Raw genomic sequence first — 18,524 nt, forward strand, 5'->3', positions numbered from 1 at the left:
TTTTCTGTTTGATGTGAACTAAACCGATTTAGTAGCTATCCATTTCTACGCTGGAAAGAAGCAATCACATCAAACTCATCCTTTATGCGATCATATAATCGTGTATATATATCAAATAGTTCGGAATAAATAAGCGTATTTTCTTCATTTGGCACATGGCGTGATAAAATATGAATCCACGTTTTCACCGTATCAAGCGATGGAATATCGCCAAGCGCATACAATGCCAATGCTGCAGCGCCTAACGCAGACGCCTCGTGCGTTTCCGGTACTAACAGCTCTTTTCCCATCATATCGGCAAGCATTTGCCGCCAAAACGGAGATTTCGCAAAACCGCCAGATACGCGGATTTCCGACAGCGGCCCTGTGACATCGCGAATCGCCAGAGCGACAGAAAAGACGCTCATACATACCCCTTCCATCACCGCGCGAATAAAATGCTCCCGCTTATGACGGAGGCTGATGCCGAAAAAAGTCCCTCTTGCGTTCGCGTTCCAGTACGGTGCACGTTCGCCAGACAAAAACGGAAGAAACAGCAATCCTTCTGAACCTGCTGGAACTCTTTCAGCGTACTTTGTCAGCAGTTCATATGGATCAATGCCGAGCCTTTTCGCCACTTCGCGCTCTGGGCTGCCAAATTCGTCACGAAGCCAACGCAGCAAAATACCGCCATTGTTCGTCGGCCCGCCAACGACCCAATGATTTGGTGTAAGCGCATAACAAAACGTCCGCCCTTTTTCATCTGTTTTTTGAATTGGGGAAATCGTCCGCACCGCGCCGCTTGTTCCAATCGTAATCGCCGCCTCCCCGGGCAAAATCGCTCCGACGCCGACATTAGCGAGCACCCCGTCACTAGCTCCGACAACGACAGGGACGTTCGGATCCAAGCCCATTTGCTCAGCCCATTCTTTCCTCATCCCCCGCAATATGTGCGTCGTTGGCACCAAGCTCGATAACTGCGCTCTTGTCATTCCGAGAAGTTTAAGAACATCCTCATCCCAATCAAGCGTATCTAAGCGGAACAGACCCGTTGCTGAAGCGATCGAATAGTCGACAACATATTGGCCATATAATTGATACAGCACATATTCTTTCATCGATACAAATTTGTGCGTCTGACGGAATAAATCAGGCTGTTCCTCTTTCAGCCAAAGCAATTTCGGAAGCGGGGACATCGGATGAATCGGGGTTCCAGTCCGTTTGTAAATGCTTATGCCGCTTAATTCATCCAAAAGCCGCTCCGCTTGTTCGACACTGCGGTTATCGGCCCAAATAATGCAGCGGGTAAGCGGGCGTCCTGATACATCAAGCGCCATTAATGAATGCATCGCCGCGCTGAATCCGATCGCCTTCACTTGGCTAGAAGGAATTTTTAACTTAGAAATAACAGCGTTTACAGTTTTCACAACAGCTGCGAAAATCTCCTCCGGATCCTGCTCCGCCCAGCCTGGATGCTGCTGTATTATTGGATAATCAATTGCGTGGGAGGCTAGCGTCCGCCCCTGTTCGCCAAACGCCACCGCTTTTGTGCTCGTCGTTCCGATATCGACACCAATTACAACTGGTTGTTTTGCTTCCATGTCTGCTCCCTCTTTCTATGATGTTTTTTCTTTTACCGATCCTCGTTCGATAAACGTAGGCGAAAAACGAAAAACTTGCGGTTGATGCTCGCTTTTTTTGGCGATTTGCAAAAAAAGCCGTTCTGCCGCTTTTTTCCCCATGGCAAACGTCGGCTGCGAGATCGTCGTCAACGTCGGCGTATAAACATGGGCAAACGGCACATCGTCAATGCTGATAATCGCCAATTCGTCAGGAGTATTAATATGATTTCCTTTAATAAAATACAAAACTTCCATCAATGTTAAATCATTGATCGTAAACAATGCTTCCGGCAAGCGGCCGGATTCATACAACCTTGTCAATTCTTTTTGAATACGCGGGATCTCCGTTGTGATAAAATAATCGTCAACAACTGGAAGTCCCTTTTTTACTAACGCTTGCCGAAATCCTTCAATGCGCTCCATCCTCGGAACGATATGGGAAACAAGCGGCGGAGTGACAATTCCGATGTGTTCGTAACCACGCTCAGCAAAATATTCGACCGCCAATTCAGCAGCCTTTTGATTATCAAGCAGAACTGCGTCCGCTTTGACCTCCGGAACCATCCGATCGACAAACACAAGCGGAAACCGTTCTTCAAGTAATTTTTGATATATATCAGCGTTTTTTCCTGTTGGAAAAATAATCAAACCATCGACTTGTTTTGCCCGCAGCATCTCAATATATTTCTTTTCTTTCTCCGGATCATCATCGGAATTAGAGACGATAACATGGAAACCCCGCTCTTGGCACTCTTCCTCAATCGCATGCAGCACTTGCGTCGTAAGCATATGCATAATGTTGAAGACGACCACTCCGATTGTCATCGTTGTTTTCTGTTTTAAGCTGCGGGCGATAAAATTCGGTTGATATCCCAATTCCTTAATCGCCATGGCAATTCGTTTTCTCGTTTCCTCGCTCATATATTCATAGCGTTTATTTAAATATTGCGACACTGTGCTTTTCGAGACATCCGCCAACTTTGCGACGTCAGCCATCGTAACTTTTTTCAAAGGGATCCCTCTTTCATTACTAAATCGATTTAGTATTTATAAGCGTTTTCATAAACCGGTTTAGTAAAATTATAAAACAAAATGAAATCGTTTTACAATTAATTTGTTAAAAATTTTTCTTTAAAAATCAACATATCTGGCTGCCAAACGTTGTAAATAAATCGATATTTTTGTGAACCAGTTAAATGCGGACAAATCCAATTTTAAAAAACTGCCCGTTTATATGGATAGATTCATTAATCGCCGATAAGAAAAAATCTTAGCAAAACATTGACGGAATTTCCGGCTGTGCGCAACAGCGATCATAAAGATGTAATTTTCGACATCTATGACCCGGCACAAAAAATCTGCGATACTAGTTGCCCCTTTACGATAAGCCGAAAACAACATGAGGTACCAGTAAAAATCCATCTCCTCCCCCGTTTCAAATCCAGAAACCGGATAGTGAGAAATGGCTGGATAGCAAAAGATTGTAATTGCTGAATAAAAACAAATCGCGTTCAACAAAGCTGAACATTTCTGACCATTGAAAGTCGTGTAACTTAACATTCTCTTGACCATTCTTGTCAAACCGTGATACGCTCGTCTTACAAATTATTTTAAAAATTCTAAAAATAATGTTACAAAGGGGTGAATATGATGCACATGGCGGATGCCTTGATTTCACCAGCTGTTGGTGGAACCATGCTGGCAACTACTGCTGGAGTTGCAGCTTATTCAATCAAAAAACTCCAGAATGAGCTGGATGAAAAGAAAATTCCTTTAATGGGAGTGATGGGAGCATTTGTTTTTGCAGCACAAATGATTAATTTTTCAATACCAGGCACTGGTTCAAGCGGACACCTCGGAGGAGGAATGCTGCTGGCAATATTATTAGGTCCTTATGCGGGATTTTTAACAATGGCTTCGATTTTGTTGATACAGGCATTGTTCTTTGGTGACGGCGGATTGCTTGCTTTTGGCTGCAACGTATTTAACCTTGGTTTTTATACGTGCTTTATAGCATATCCATTCATATATAAATGGTTTACACGTAAAGGGATTACTTCCAATAGGATTTTTGCTGGTTCGATGGCTTCAGCACTGGTTGCTCTCCAATTGGGTGCTTTTAGCGTTGTCCTTGAGACTCTTTTATCAGGAAAAACCGAATTACCCTTTGAGAAATTCGTATTGTTAATGCAGCCGATTCACCTTGCGATCGGAATAGTTGAAGGGCTGGTGACCGCAGCAATCATTACCTTCGTATGGAGGGCTAGACCTGACATTTTGGAAAAAGCAGCAAACGAGGAAGCCTTTGGCAATATATCTATGAAGAAAGTATTGACAGCCCTTTCAATCGCTGTAGTTGTGGTTGGCGGTTTGTTTTCTTGGTTTGCATCCGCTAATCCTGACGGACTGGAATGGTCTATCGAAAAAACAGCAGGTACGGCAGAATTGGAAGCTCCTGACGGCATTCATGAAACACTCTCTGAAATTCAAAGCAAAACAGCATTATTGCCTGATTATGATTTTAAAGCAAGTGAAAATGAAAAAACAGCTGGACAAGCTGAAAATGCGTGGCCTGCTGTTAATGCTGGGACAAGCGTTTCGGGTATAGTAGGAGGAGCATTGACTCTTGCATTAGCCGTATTTACAGGGTGGGTCATCATGTTGATTAAAAGGAGAAAAATAAAAACGACCGCTTGATCATTTTTATGGTGGGGTCCTCCCTTTAGTTTATTAAAAATATATAATAGGAATGGATGTAAATGTCGAACATGATAAATTCGCTGTCTAATATGAGGCTTCTGGATGATCTGGCGCGAAAAGAGACCTTTATACACAGAATTCATCCACTAATAAAGCTGTTAACCACAGTCGTCTATTTGACTGTGGTTGTATCATTTGAAAGGTATGAAATAATTGGTCTTTTGCCTTTTATTTTTTATCCTATACTAATTTTTGCTTTTGCAGAGCTACCAGTTGCGCCAATTTTAAAAATGATATTGCTTATTGAACCTTTCATTATCGGAATCGGAATATTAAATCCATTGTTTGATCATTCTAAAGTGCTGTTTGGTGGAATTGCCATTTCAAAAGGTTGGGTTACTTTTTTATCCATTTTAATAAAATGCAGTTTAACAGTGACAGCCAGCATTTTACTCATTGCAACCACAGGGATGGATCGGTTTGCCGCAGCTTTGCGGATGGTCAAAATCCCTAAGATTTTTGTCTTACAGCTTCTATTAACATATCGATATATATCGGTGCTGATCGAAGAGATTTCCAGGATGATAAGGGCGTATTCACTTAGGGCGCCAGGACAAAAGGGATTAAAGTGGAGCGCTTGGGGCTCTTTTGCCGGACAAATATTGCTCAGGACTTTTGAAAGAGCAGAGCGGGTATATCAAGCAATGAATTTAAGAGGCTTTACAGGAGAGTATTATACAGGAGATATTGCAAAACTAAGCTTTAAAGACCTTGCCTATTTTGCCGGATGGAGTCTATTTTTTATTATTGCAAGAATTTACAACATACCTGTATTGATAGGGTCATTGTTTACAGGAGTGATTTGATAGGATGAGTCATCATAAAATTGAAGTGAGGAATCTGCATTTTTCGTATCCGGATGGACATGAAGCAATTAAAAATATGTCTTTTTCCATTTATCATGGTGAATCAGTCGGAATCATTGGTGCAAATGGTGCTGGGAAGTCTACGCTGCTAATGCTGTTGATGGGAGTTTATTTTCCGGATGGCGGAGAAGTGCTGGTAGGAGATGTGCGTGTAACCAAAAAGACATTACCGATGATTCGCCAAAGATTGGGAATGGTTTTTCAGGACCCTGACGACCAATTGTTCATGACTACTGTTTATGAAGACGTTGCCTTTGGACCACGAAATTATAAGCTGGAAGAGGAAGACGTGGAGAGACGGGTGATGCAGGCACTGGAGAAGGTTGGAATACCTCATTTGAGAGACCGAGCCCCCTATAAACTATCAGGAGGAGAAAAGCGCTCTGCCGCAATTGCATCCGTTTTATCCATGCAACCTGATGTATTGATCATGGATGAGCCAACTTCTGGCCTGGACCCAAAATCAAGACGGAGAGTAATTGATTTGTTAAAAAGCTTTGAACATACAAAAATAATTACCAGCCACGACTTGGACATGGTACTTGAAACCTGTAAAAGGATTATTGTGATAAAAAAAGGAGAAATAGCTGCAGATGGAACCGCAGTGGACATTTTATCCAATGAAGATCTGCTGAATAGCTGTGGCTTGGAATTACCTCTTTCACTTCAAAAATGTCCTGTTTGCGGAACTTCAAAAGGCAAATTCGGATATATCCATGAGAAAATTGTAGTCGACAAAGAAGCCAAAAAAGAATTGCGATTGACCGGAGAATGAGTTTGCTTTTGAAATTTGAAGAAGCTCAAATAAATTCAACTATTTCGAAGCAGTTGACCTTATGAAATAAGCACTGCCTAATCTGACGAGAACCATAAAATATTCTCTCGTTTATTTTGATGTTCCATGCACCCACGCCCCGGCATCACTTTCACAAAAAACATCGGCTGGCTCATTGATGTTCCGAACTTAACTTATATCCGTTTCCCCGAGTCTCCTAGTGGGAACAGATAAATGAATTTATTATCGAATAAAGCATAATCTGAGGATACTCTATAGAACCTTACACAAAATTCTTGATGGTACCTTTAAAAGGAAAAGTTTCTATTTCTATATAATTATTCTTACAACCTTTTTATTTTAGAATGAGTGTATTGAACAATTCTATTTGATATGCAACATACACTTTACTGAGGGATAAATCCTATTAAGTTGAAAATGCCTTGTGGCTCTATGGTTGTGGAAATATATGCTTTACGTCATACGAAATGTGACAGGAACCATAAAATTTCCGTTTGGAAGTTTTATGGTTCTTTTTATTTTAATGGAATTTTATATACTTGTCGAAGCAAAAAATAAAGTGTGATGTCCCCTTTATGCGATCCTATTGTAGTAAAAACAAAGACATGTTTGGATTATCCAATCCTTCATAAATTTTACTCCACCATTTTTACCTATATATTTTCGTGCAAAAATACTAAACCTTAATTGATGCTAGTAATATTGTTTCATTTTGTCAAAATAGAGAGGATATTATTGTAAATTGTTGAAAAGATTACTGTGAAAAACTTGGAAAGGGGGGATAAAAAATGAATAGTAGTCTTGGAGTTTCTCGCTATGTGCGAAATGTATTTGTCTTAATCATTGCGGGGCTTTTAATTACCTTATGTCTCTCTTTTACTCAAACACAAGCAGCCGGTCAGAACTATGCTAAAGCATGGGAAACACTAATGGGGGCAAAATGGAATGGCTATGTCCAAATCAAAGCCTCGTATAATGATAATGGCAAACACGCGAAACAGGGATATCACCGGTTTACTCGTCAGGCGGGACCTTCTCTTGATACAGGACGTCTTTACACTTCAAAAGCAAGTTCGAAAAGTGATACAAGAGTTCATTCCCGCCAAGACTCTGTTTGGGACTCACCACTTTGGGGTGACAAATATGTAACTCGCTATAACTATAACTTTATTTACTTCTAAAATTATAACCTAATTAAGTTTTACTTTCTAGAATTTGGATCAAAGCACGTAAATTGAGGAGGGCGTTGACATGAATACAAATAAATGGTTTCTATTAAATTTAAGACTTGCACTTAGTTGCGTCCTTCTCAGCATGCTAACATCTTTCATGGTGCAAGCATTTCAATGGACGCTTGAAAGCCGCCAAGAAATCACATTCGGCTTAACAGGAGAAATAACTGTCTTGACCATGATTAATGGTCCACAAGAGGTTACAAAAACTGAAGCATCTTCTGCACAAAGTATGTTAATTGACTATATTGATAAACAGTCACTATCTCTTGTTTATTCTTCGTTAGGCGATGGTCGACCTGAAATCATTGTTTACGACCCACATGGATCCCTGCCTTGGTTTCCAAAAGATTCAGATGAAAGTACGGACTTAACAACTTCTCATGCCTATCTTTTCCGAGGTACATACACTGAAAAACAGTGGTCGAATTCTGGTACAGCATCTCTTTTACCAAAGGAAGTTGAAATTTCCGGAGTGATTGATTCGCCATCTGCAACAGATGATTATCAATATGCACGTACGATTAATCTAGATCCACTACCTCCTGGAAATTACACGATAAATACTTCGGATCCGGATCAAGTAAAACATATATTAAACTTGTTCTATCAGATGGGGTTTGTCCCTCAGGTAAGTAAGGAAATCCCATTATTTACATATTTCATTAATAATCCATTTGTTGTAATCACTGTCATTTTTCTAGTTATGGGTCTTTTATGTGTTGTTTTGGACTGGTTTTTATACAATCAAGAACGTACTCGAGAGTTTGGCATTCGAAGACGTTATGGAGCCTTGCCCACTACCCTCGTGCGAGAAAATCTATTATTTGGGATAGCTGGTCTTCTAATAGGGAGTGCTATAGGTGGAATTATGTCAAAACTTCTAATAGCAGAAGTTAGCCATACTGATATCCCATTATTCAATTTACAAACATTCGCTAGTATTGCTATCTCATTCATTATTGTCATCTTGACATGGTCTTTGATACTTTATGTGGTTATAAAGACAAACAAGGAGGTAAATGTTGATGCGTGAGTTGTGGGCAGGGGTTATTATGGCTTGCCGACGTTGGCAGGCCATGTTAGGAATTTCATTGATGATTACCGCAGCCTGCGTTGTTTTTGCACTGGCCTTAGAGGATGTTGTATCCCAGGTTGCTGTATTAAAAGGAGGCCAGCAATTACGGGAACAGCACGCTGTCACTTTTACCCCTTACTATCCATCCGATGGTGAACCGAGTCAAGTAGGGACGGATACTATACAATTTGTGATAGACCAAATCAACGATCAAAAGGGCTATACTGCAATCATTAATAACATGGGACTTGATGATCCTGAATTTGCAGATGGACATCTTACACTAATACTGTTCGGTGATGTTATTTCAGATTTATTTCCTGAGCTTCAGCTGTGCGAATCCGTACCATGTGCTATGCAAGGGTCAAAACTTGCTGGTGAAAATATGGACTCTGTAAATATAGCAGGAGAAAACATACCAGTAGTCGGCACACTTCCTGCAGGAGCTACCTTTTTTGATCCTTCGGCGGCAGGTTTACCCTTAGACAATCGCATCGTGATTAGAGCACCATCTAACCTTCTTCCACTACTCAGTCCTATTGAGCAAGAAGAAGCTATAGCTCGAACGGTCTTGCTTGATCCGGAAGCTAAAGCGGTAGGTACGTTTGTTAAGATGAGTGCAAATAGTGACTTGTTTCTTATTCCCCATGACATAGCTGTGGATCAACCTCAACGATTTCGTGAAATAATGGGACGTTCCGCTATATATATTGTAGGTATGTTAAGTTTTCTGTTACTAGTTTTTATTGCTTTCGTGTCCTCTGCACGTTTGACGATTCGTCAAGAGCATCGGGCTTTTAAAATCAGGGTTATGTATGGAGCAACGCCTTTTCATATTAGTCTTCGCATTGGGGGATTTTTGGCAGCGGTGGTGCTGATCCCACCGATTACGATACTTACACTGCTCTTATGTTACTTACATCTTGCGGGTGCACCATCACCAAATGTACCGTTATGGGTTATGTTAGGAATCTTAGTGACATTTTTTATATTATGGTTATGGTCCATGCGCAGCACAAAAAAGATAGGAGGCTGAAAATGAAACCAATCCTTGAAGCTCGAAACATTTCGAAGGTTTATGGTAGGGATCGCACACAAGTAACGGCTCTTGAAAAAGTTTCTTTACGACTGAATGCTGGTGAATGTGTTATTTTGATGGGGGCGTCAGGTAGCGGTAAATCTACATTATTAAATATATTAGGATTAATTAGTAAGCCAACGCGGGGCCATATCCTCATTCAAGGAAGAGAAGTATCAGAACGCGATCGTAATAGGGCTCGTCTACGAAATGAGTATTTTGGATATATCCATCAGGATTACGCAATAATTGAGAATGAAACTGTTGAAAGTAATGTCATGATACCATTGCAATATGCAAGACCCTTACCAGGACGTAAGGAGAGAAAAAATAGAGTATTAGAGGCATTAGAGAAAGTCGGTCTGGATTGGGCATTAAAGAAGAAACCATCAGAACTTTCTGGAGGTGAACGACAGCGAGTTGCTATTGCTCGTGCTCTGGTGAACAATCCTGATGTGATACTCGCCGATGAGCCGACAGCAGCCCTTGATAGCGAGACAGCGCAAACAGTAATGTCTCATATTCTTTCTTTCAAAGAAAAAGGTGCTGCAGTGCTTGTTGCGACCCATGATGATAAGGTGGCTAAGCTAGGGGATCGAATTCTACGAATTAATGACGGTCAACTCATAACAAGTAAGGGGCTGTCCAAAAAGTGACTAATTTTCACTTTTTGGCAGCCTCTTTCTGTTAATTCATGCTTAAAAATACAAAAAAATCACCCTTTCTAGTAAAAGGTAAGTGACCAAACAAACATTTTAGAAAGAGGGCGATTTTTTATGAGTAATCAAAAGACTACTATAATGAATGATACCATGCAATTGTCATTTTTTCCAGAAATACATGATAAAGAACCTTCAAAACAGCAAAGAGACATTACTCCTACATTTAAAGAATACAACAATAAGCAAGTTATGGTTATTTATGATATTGAGGGGTTATTCCCATACCGACATCAAAAGCAATGACGCTTTGCATATACATTCCTTTTATAATTTTTGTTACTTTTGTTTCAATTCCTCATAGTTAAGATAAAAACGATTTTGCAAAGAAACAGGAAGTTTATTTTCTGACTTGTTTCAATTCCTCATAGTTAAGATAAAAACGCACCTTGTAAGTTCCACATCGCACCGGGCGCAACCTGGTTTCAATTCCTCATAGTTAAGATAAAAACATAACAGCATGATAAATAAATTGCTATGATCCTTAAAAGTTTCAATTCCTCATAGTTAAGATAAAAACTGTTTCGGCAGCAACAACTACAGCGTTGGCTGGCATGGGTTTCAATTCCTCATAGTTAAGATAAAAACTGGAAGGTCAGATGGCGGTCTGACCTTCTTTTATTGTTTCAATTCCTCATAGTTAAGATAAAAACAAAAATACCTGCTTCAAGGGGAAGAAAATACAATCACGTTTCAATTCCTCATAGTTAAGATAAAAACATCTAGCGCATTTTTGGTAATCTTGTTATATGTCTCGGTTTCAATTCCTCATAGTTAAGATAAAAACTATCAGAAGACGGGCTACTACAAGGCGCTTAGCGATGTTTCAATTCCTCATAGTTAAGATAAAAACTTTATGAAAGAATTCAACAATTTTAAAGAAGGATTGAGTTTCAATTCCTCATAGTTAAGATAAAAACGTATACAAAAACCGAAGTGGACAACGCGTTGAACAGGTTTCAATTCCTCATAGTTAAGATAAAAACTGAATCAGATTATCAATATTTTTATTTTGTTCTATGTTTCAATTCCTCATAGTTAAGATAAAAACCCTAAAAAAAGTTGTTAAATAAGCATTTCATTTTTAATGCTTGACTGGTTATTTTTATTTTAGCGAAAAGTGGAATTTTTATCAAATCTTTGATTTGCTTGGGCTCAATGAAGATTTAAAAGAGTCGTCGATCCCCCGGGATTTTTGCACGATTGGGGGTCGACGACTCTTTTTTATTTCCGTTTAAAACAGATTTCAAAGTTTGCCTGCCGACAATGAAATCCATGTTGTATCAACCATTTTACCTGACCCATCTGTTTTAATAAAGTAAACATCCGGCTCATTCCCTTCTCATTCAATTGAAGGAAGAGTGAGACCATATTTAACATTTCATTCAGGAAAATTGGTTTAGGTCTATTCGATCGGTTCCTACGATCTAAAATAAGAACATGATCTGATAAATGATTGGTAGTTTTTACTTAAAATTCCTTTTTTCTGTTTGAGGTGTTTCTCTTTGTACTCCAGCGGGCTTAAATACCCAAGTGTTCCATGAATTCTAATATATTAAACCAATGAACATAATCATCTAATTTCAGTTTCAATTGGTCAAAATTTTCGAAATATTTACCTTTAACAAATTCTGTTTTGATAATACTGCGTAGTCATAGGGACACCCCTTCATGCTTAACGACCGATTAATCTGAAAAGTATCTAGAACTTCATCAATTGTCTTGTTCTTGAATTCATTGCCTCTGTCTGTGTGGAATAATTGAATTTGCCGTAAATCTGCTTTCACGGTCGATCAAGATTCGATGCGTAAATATGAAGAATACACCTCATCAATTATGGAGTAATTTTTTTCAATTTTTGTGGGTGCTTTTTATTGAAAGTTAGATTTATTGTTTTCACCCACAAATATAAAACCCCTCCAACGCTTGAGCGTCAAGGGGTTTCAGGAATTAATATTGGGTGATGTATTGTTCGCGCTCCCATGGGTGCACTTGAGTTCTAAACATATCCCATTCGATCTCTTTTGCTTCGACGAAATGTTCGAATAAATGGGATCCTAAAGCACTGACAATGACTTCGTTTTGTTTTAAGTTTTCAAGTGCCTCATATAATGTTGCTGGAAGGTCGACAATGCCGTTTTCGATGCGTTCTTCTTTTGTCATCACATAAATGTTGCGATCTACTGGTTTTGGCGGAGTTAATTTGTTTTTAATGCCATCGAGACCAGCTTTCAAGAGTACAGCCATGGCAAGGTATGGGTTTGCAGATGGGTCAACGCTGCGCACTTCAATACGAGTGCTCATGCCGCGAGATGCAGGAATCCGGATTAACGGACTTCTGTTGCGGCCGGACCATGCAACATAGCAAGGAGCTTCGTAGCCAGGCACTAAACGTTTGTAAGAGTTGACAGTTGGGTTTGTCACAGCTGTAAAGCTTGTTGCATGTTTGATGACACCTGCAATGAATTGTAAAGCTGTTTCGCTTAATCCATCTTCTGTATTTGGATCGTAGAATGCATTTTCACCATTTCGGAATAAAGAAAGGTTGCAGTGCATACCTGAACCGTTGACTCCGAACAATGGTTTTGGCATGAATGTTGCGTGCAAGCCGTGTTTACGGGCAATGGTTTTCACAACAAGCTTAAATGTTTGAATGTCATCACAAGCTTTGATGGCATCTGCATATTTAAAGTCAATTTCATGCTGACCAGGTGCTACTTCGTGGTGGGAAGCTTCGATTTCGAATCCCATTTCCTCAAGTTCCAACACAATGTCGCGGCGGCAGTTCTCGCCTAAATCAGTCGGCGCAAGGTCAAAATATCCGCCATTATCATTCAATTCTAATGTTGGTTCACCCTTTTCATCCAGTTTGAATAAGAAAAATTCCGGCTCAGCCCCTAAATTAAATGCTGTAAATCCGAGCTCTTCCATTTCCTTCAGCACTCGTTTTAAGTTGTTGCGCGGATCTCCTTCAAAAGGCGTTCCATCAGGATTATAAATATCGCAAATTAAGCGGGCAACTTTCCCTTTTTCCGCTGTCCATGGGAAAATGACAAACGTATCTAAATCAGGATACAGATACATATCAGATTCCTCAATGCGGACAAATCCTTCAATAGATGATCCGTCAAACATCATTTTGTTATCCAACGCTTTTTCTAATTGGGAAACAGGGATTTCAACGTTTTTAATCGTTCCCAAAATGTCAGTGAACTGCAGGCGGATAAATTTTACGTTTTCTTCTTGGACTAAACGAATAATATCTTCTTTTGTGTACTTTGGCATATTATTTCTCCTCTCATATATAAAAAATAAATTTATATAGCGATATTATCAATGAAAGAACCGTGAAAGGTCTCCTTGTCTTAATGTTGCACGGTTCATTCTTCCAGCATGGAGAAGTTCTTCCTTTAATAGTTTGCGAAGTTCGGCATCAGATAAATCTGATTTTTCTTTTGCCAATGAAGATCTTTCGAAAGTTTGTCTTTCTTGTTCGTTTTCTTTATACGCAAATATTTGCTTAATACCTGCCATATTGACACCCTGCTCAATCAACGATTTAATTTCAAGCAATCTATCGACATCATTGAAGGAAAATAACCGGCGATTGCCTTCCGTTCTCGCAGGGGAAATAAGACCATGTTCTTCATAATATCTTATTTGTCTGGCAGATAGTTCCGTCAGCTGTTTTACGATGCTGATTGGAAACAACGGCATGGAACGGCGGTCTTGATCATTCATGCTCTTTTAGCCCCTCCTTCCTTTTGCTTATCTACATTATAGATGAATGTAAGATATCATGTCAATATAATGTCATAAAATTTAACATGGTTTTTTATACAAGGAAAACTTTATCGTTTGACAGTCCATTTAACGAATCGAGAATTGGCAAATATGATCGGAACGTCCCTAGAAACCGTAAGCAGAACGCTGAACCAGATGAAATGTTTTTTTATAGTTCGACTAATCGTTTTTCTATTAATTCATTGACGGCATGGAAAATAGCGATTTTGACATGTTCAAACGTCAAGCCTCCCTGCACATATGCCACATATGGAGGACGAATCGGTCCATCCGCTGAAAGCTCAATGCTGGAGCCTTGGACAAAAGTCCCGGCCGCCATGATGACTTGATCGCTATAACCCGGCATTTCATTTGGAACCGGTGTTACATGCGAGTTTATGGGCGATGCAGATTGAATCGCTTGGCAAAACGCAATCATCATATCTGCATTATCAAACTGAACGGACTGAACTAGATCTGATCTTTTCTCATTCCAGCTAGGATTGACTCGCAACCCGATTTCTTCCAGCATTGCAGCGGTAAAAATCGCTCCTTTTAGCGCTTGTCCAACAACATGCGGAGCGAGAAAAATACCTTGAAACATCTCATGAAGACTGTAAAGCATTGCACCGGCTTCCCTTCCGATACCTGGCGAAGTGAGCCGGTACGCGCAAGCTTCCACGAGCTCTTCTTTTCCAACGATGTATCCTCCCGTTTTCACAAGCCCTCCTCCAGGATTTTTTATAAGAGAGCCTGCAATAAGATCAGCACCTGCATGTCCCGGCTCCTGATCTTCGGTAAACTCACCGTAGCAATTATCGACAAAAACAACAATTTTTTCATTGATTGATTTGATGAAAGAAACCATTTCCTTAATTTCATGAATGGAAAATGACGGTCTGACATCATATCCTCTAGAACGCTGAATTCCGATCATTTTTGTTTTATCACTGATTGCCGCTTTTACTCGGTCAAAATCAACTCGTCCTTCAGGAGTCAGATCAATTGTTTGATAAGAAATGCCAAATTCTTTTAAAGAGCCTGTCCCCTTTCCGCGGATACCGACAATTTCTTCAAGCGTATCATACGGCTTTCCGGTAATATAGATAAGTTCATCGCCGGGCCTTAATACGCCGAAGAGAGCCGTTGAAATGGCGTGTGTACCAGAAATGATTTGCGGCCGGACAAGTCCTTTTTCACATCCAAAAATATCAGCATAAACATCTTCCAATGTATCCCTGCCGATATCATCATATCCGTATCCTGTTGAGGGAATAAAGTGGGAATCGCTCACCCGATGCTTTTGAAAGCTTCTGAGCACACGAAGCTGATTTACTTCCACTACTTTGTCAATTTCTTCGTGAAATGGTTTTATTTTTTTTTCTACTTTTTGAGCTATGTCCATAATTTTTTTTCCATGTGTAAAATATTGAAACATCTGTAAAACCCTTTCTACTTATTCTTCATAATTTGATCATATACTGGATGGTCGCGAAACACTAGACCAGAAACGATATAGTGCTGATTTTGTTCGTCAAATTGCAAGGTTGAAACGAGCGTATTTGCTTTTAACAACGATAGACGTTTCCCATCACCTGTTGGAACGGAGACAACGTAAGGATGCATTTTTTTCTTTAATTTTTCTTCAATAGCTGTTTTTAACCGTTCTATATCTTCGTCACAAAAAGCAGAAATGACAATATAGTCTTCCTTTAAAGAAGGAAAGAAATGCTCTAGTTGTTGATCTTTTTTATTGTACACTGTTAAAACAGGCAATCCGTCCGTTCCTAATTCTTTTAATAATTCATTCACGGTGTTTTCATGCTGAATATAGTCAGGATGAGAGCTGTCGACGATATGTAAAAGCAAATCTGCTTCCTTTATTTCTTCTAACGTAGAACGAAAAGCAGCGATAAGGCTTGTTGGCAGCTGCTGGATAAAGCCGACAGTATCAGTCATGAGCACCTTCATGCCGGATGGGAGAAACATTTTCCTTGTCATAGGATCCAATGTGGCAAACACCATATCCTCCTGAAATGAATCAGCAGCTGTCAGCTTATTGAACAGCGTTGACTTTCCTGCGTTGGTATAGCCAACAAGAGCGATTTGAGTTTGATGATTTCTCTTTCTTTGCGAACGATAACGCTCGCGATGGGAAACAATATGGGACAGCTGTTGTTTTATATCGTGAATGCGATTTCGGATGTGCCTTTGATCCGTTTCAAGCTTCGTTTCTCCCGGACCTCTTGTCCCGATTCCTCCTCCTTGCCGAGATAGATTCAATCCATGTCCCGAAAGTCTCGGAAGCAAATATTCAAGCTGTGCCAGTTCAACTTGAAGTTTCCCTTCTCTTGACTTCGCCCTTTTTGAAAAAATGTCCAAAATTAGCTGAGTCCGATCGATCACCTTTACCTCTAACAGACGAGCTAAATTTCGCAGCTGGCTGGGCGACAGCTCATTATTGAAAATAACGGTATTTGCCTCTGTCGTCTCGATAAGCTGTTTAATCTCATCAACTTTTCCTTTTCCAATATATGTAGATGGTTCGGCCCTCAGTCGATTTTGTGTGCAAACAGCTGCGACTTGGCCGCCCGCAGCAGCCGTGAGCGATTTCAGCTCTTCCATTAAATAAAAAAACTGTTCTTCATCGGTTTCCATGAACTTGACGCCAACGAGAATCACCTGTTCTTTCTCTTCCACTCGTCTTCTTCCTCCAATTATGCTGCAAATTTATAAACTATGCGTTATGAATTAAACCTTCGATAAACGGATCAATGGTAAGGTTATCAAATTTAAATCATCTTTAGCGCACTTCAAGACAAAAGAAACGTATTGAATTCAAAAGTAAGATGATCAAACTCAATTCATCTTCAGCACATTTCAAAACAAAACGTACAGAGTTCAAATCCAAACCATCTTCAGCACACTTCAACACTAGAAACGTTGCTAAGTTCAAAATTAGGATACCAACTCCAATCATCCTTAGCGTACTTCAAGACAATAACGTACTCTGTTCAAAGTTAGGATCATTTAGCACATTTCAACTTTAGAAACATTATTAAGTTCAAAGGTAGGATGATCAAACTCAATTCATCTTCAGCACATTTCAAAACAAAACGTACAGAGTTCAAATTCAAATCATCTTCAGCACACTTCAAGACTAGAAACGTTGCTAAGTTCAATGTTAGGACTCAACTAAATCATCTTCAGTATGCTTTAAAAACAGAAACGTATTGAGTCAAAATAAAGATTATCAAACTTAAATCATCAACGCACTTCAACACTAGAAAAATTTATTGAATCAACGTTAAGAGTATCAAATTCTAATCGTTTCAGCCAATTAAATGGCTGCCGTCATTCTTTTCTAAACTATGTGAGAAAAATAAACGAATTTGTGTAAATTATGTGCAGCAATGAAACAGGAGCTTTCTTCAAAACCCATTTAAATAAAGATTTATCAATCAATTCTTTTCAATAATCAAGTAAAGCAGCCTAGGGGCTGCTTATACGTTTAATATTAAATCTTCTTCTTTTACAAGAAGCAAATCTTCCTTGCCAAACTTATCAGAAAGCAGGAGCCTCATTGCCTGTGCCCGTATAGATTTTTCGATAATGTTGCGAACATATCTTCCATTTGAAAAGTTCGTTGGGTGAGTCGCATATTTCACTTTTAGCAAATGCTCTTTCAATTTGCATTCAGCTCCATGGCTAAATCGATACTCTTTGTCCTTCATCATTAATTTTGCTATTTCCATCAGCTCATCGACTGAATAGTCTGGGAAATCAACTACGATCGGAAAACGGGATTCGAGTCCGGGATTTAAAGATAAAAAACGATCCATTTCCCTTGGATATCCAGCTAAAATTAACACAAAATCATGCTGTCTGTCTTCCATATGTTTGACAAGGGTGTCAATTGCTTCTTTTCCGAAATCTTTTTCTCCTCCGCGGGCTAAACTGTATGCCTCATCAATAAAAAGAATTCCGCCAAGTGATTTTTTGATCAAATCGCGCGTTTTCTGCGCTGTATGGCCGATATATTCACCTACTAAATCAGCCCGCTCCGCTTCAATTAAGTGTCCTTTCGATAAAACATTCATTTGGAAAAAAAGCTTTCCGATCAATCGCGCGATCGTTGTTTTTCCCGTTCCGGGATTCCCTTTAAACAGCATATGAAGCGCTTGCCTTCCGGTTTTTAACCCCTGTTCTTCTCTTTTTTTATTCACAAAAATCCATGCATATATTTCCTTTAATAATCTTTTCACTTCTTCCATTCCAACTAATGCGCCCATCTCCTGTTCAATCTCTTTTAATACACTGTGTTCGACAGCCGCTTTGGAAATGGAAAGATCATATGTTGCGATTTTTTCCTTTTTACCTTCAAGTTCAGTTTTGCTTTGTCCTAAGACAATATTCATTTGGCCGTTATTTTTGAAGGTGACCGCTCGCTCCACAGGCTTCACCTCATTTTTATATTTATCTTCTAAATTACATCTACTTTGTTTAAAGGAACATGTCATGGAAAAAGGTTGTTATTATTAATATTTATGCTGAAAGCCAAGTAGTACAAACCTTCTTTTCATCTATGTCTTCATAAAAACTAAGCAGTAT

15 protein-coding genes, 2 pseudogenes and 1 CRISPR repeat array are annotated in these 18,524 nt (G+C 39.5%); of the genes and pseudogenes, 9 read left to right on the top strand and 8 right to left on the bottom strand.

What is annotated here, in order from left to right; translation table 11 throughout:
- Nucleotides 1-35 precede the first annotated feature (35 nt).
- Complete coding sequence (gene gntK / locus NST97_RS04440; RefSeq protein ID WP_341342976.1) at nt 36-1,580, bottom strand: gluconokinase; 1,545 nt, start codon at nt 1,578-1,580, stop codon at nt 36-38.
- Nucleotides 1,581-1,595: 15 nt separating this feature from the next.
- The gene (locus NST97_RS04445; protein ID WP_339196436.1) at nt 1,596-2,612 is read right to left on the bottom strand and encodes a LacI family DNA-binding transcriptional regulator; all 1,017 of its coding nucleotides are present in this window, start codon (nt 2,610-2,612) and stop codon (nt 1,596-1,598) included.
- Nucleotides 2,613-3,251: 639 nt separating this feature from the next.
- On the opposite strand from NST97_RS04445, the gene NST97_RS04450 reads away from it, so the two are divergent.
- From NST97_RS04450 to NST97_RS04485, 8 genes are all read left to right on the top strand, one after another.
- Entirely contained in the window at nt 3,252-4,298 is a 1,047-nt protein-coding gene (locus NST97_RS04450) for an energy-coupling factor ABC transporter permease (protein WP_339195773.1), read from the top strand.
- Between the two features lie 62 nt (nt 4,299-4,360).
- On the top strand, nt 4,361-5,167 hold the full coding sequence (cbiQ, locus tag NST97_RS04455) for a cobalt ECF transporter T component CbiQ (RefSeq protein ID WP_339192899.1): 807 nt from the start codon (nt 4,361-4,363) through the stop codon (nt 5,165-5,167).
- Nucleotides 5,168-5,171: 4 nt separating this feature from the next.
- On the top strand, nt 5,172-6,002 hold the full coding sequence (locus tag NST97_RS04460; protein WP_341342977.1) for an energy-coupling factor ABC transporter ATP-binding protein: 831 nt from the start codon (nt 5,172-5,174) through the stop codon (nt 6,000-6,002).
- Between the two features lie 809 nt (nt 6,003-6,811).
- The gene (locus NST97_RS04465) at nt 6,812-7,204 is read left to right on the top strand and encodes a hypothetical protein (RefSeq protein WP_094245969.1); all 393 of its coding nucleotides are present in this window, start codon (nt 6,812-6,814) and stop codon (nt 7,202-7,204) included.
- A 70-nt stretch (nt 7,205-7,274) separates the two neighbouring features.
- Nucleotides 7,275-8,291 carry an FtsX-like permease family protein gene (locus NST97_RS04470; protein ID WP_263115627.1) on the top strand — a complete coding sequence of 339 codons (1,017 nt, stop codon included), beginning with the start codon at nt 7,275-7,277 and terminating at the stop codon, nt 8,289-8,291.
- A complete protein-coding gene (locus NST97_RS04475; RefSeq protein WP_094245971.1) occupies nt 8,284-9,369 on the top strand; it encodes a hypothetical protein in 1,086 nt (361 codons plus the stop codon). The genes NST97_RS04470 and NST97_RS04475 overlap by 8 nt, the downstream gene beginning before the upstream one ends.
- Nucleotides 9,370-9,371: 2 nt before the next feature.
- A complete protein-coding gene (locus NST97_RS04480; RefSeq protein ID WP_094245972.1) occupies nt 9,372-10,067 on the top strand; it encodes an ABC transporter ATP-binding protein in 696 nt (231 codons plus the stop codon).
- A 120-nt stretch (nt 10,068-10,187) separates the two neighbouring features.
- Nucleotides 10,188-10,376, top strand: a complete 189-nt coding sequence (locus NST97_RS04485) for a hypothetical protein (RefSeq protein WP_263115623.1) — start codon at nt 10,188-10,190, stop codon at nt 10,374-10,376.
- Nucleotides 10,377-10,417: 41 nt separating this feature from the next.
- Nucleotides 10,418-11,181: a CRISPR direct-repeat array (repeat unit 30 nt; unit sequence GTTTCAATTCCTCATAGTTAAGATAAAAAC).
- A 369-nt stretch (nt 11,182-11,550) separates the two neighbouring features.
- Here NST97_RS04485 and NST97_RS04490 read toward each other — a convergent pair.
- The 3 genes and pseudogenes from NST97_RS04490 to NST97_RS04500 form a co-directional block, all read right to left on the bottom strand.
- Nucleotides 11,551-11,887, bottom strand: a pseudogene (locus tag NST97_RS04490) (IS3 family transposase); the annotation flags it as partial.
- A 193-nt stretch (nt 11,888-12,080) separates the two neighbouring features.
- Nucleotides 12,081-13,415 carry a type I glutamate--ammonia ligase gene (gene glnA, locus NST97_RS04495; protein ID WP_063386744.1) on the bottom strand — a complete coding sequence of 445 codons (1,335 nt, stop codon included), beginning with the start codon at nt 13,413-13,415 and terminating at the stop codon, nt 12,081-12,083.
- A gap of 48 nt (nt 13,416-13,463) precedes the next feature.
- A complete protein-coding gene (locus NST97_RS04500) occupies nt 13,464-13,871 on the bottom strand; it encodes a MerR family transcriptional regulator (RefSeq protein WP_063386743.1) in 408 nt (135 codons plus the stop codon).
- Nucleotides 13,872-13,970: 99 nt separating this feature from the next.
- Here NST97_RS04500 and NST97_RS04505 point away from each other — a divergent pair.
- Nucleotides 13,971-14,075: pseudogene (locus NST97_RS04505) on the top strand (helix-turn-helix domain-containing protein); the annotation flags it as partial.
- A gap of 7 nt (nt 14,076-14,082) precedes the next feature.
- Here NST97_RS04505 and NST97_RS04510 read toward each other — a convergent pair.
- The 3 genes from NST97_RS04510 to spoVK form a co-directional block, all read right to left on the bottom strand.
- The gene (locus NST97_RS04510; protein ID WP_341342978.1) at nt 14,083-15,351 is read right to left on the bottom strand and encodes a methionine gamma-lyase family protein; all 1,269 of its coding nucleotides are present in this window, start codon (nt 15,349-15,351) and stop codon (nt 14,083-14,085) included.
- Between the two features lie 14 nt (nt 15,352-15,365).
- Nucleotides 15,366-16,613: a GTPase HflX gene (hflX, locus tag NST97_RS04515; protein WP_082830231.1), complete on the bottom strand. Its 1,248-nt coding sequence runs from the start codon at nt 16,611-16,613 to the stop codon at nt 15,366-15,368.
- An 803-nt stretch (nt 16,614-17,416) separates the two neighbouring features.
- A complete protein-coding gene (gene spoVK, locus NST97_RS04520) occupies nt 17,417-18,331 on the bottom strand; it encodes a stage V sporulation protein K (RefSeq protein WP_232515765.1) in 915 nt (304 codons plus the stop codon).
- Between the last annotated feature and the right edge of the window lie 193 nt (nt 18,332-18,524).

This window comes from Aeribacillus sp. FSL K6-1305 (assembly GCF_038050115.1).
In the GTDB taxonomy this organism is placed as follows: Bacteria; Bacillota; Bacilli; order Bacillales; family Aeribacillaceae; genus Aeribacillus; species Aeribacillus composti.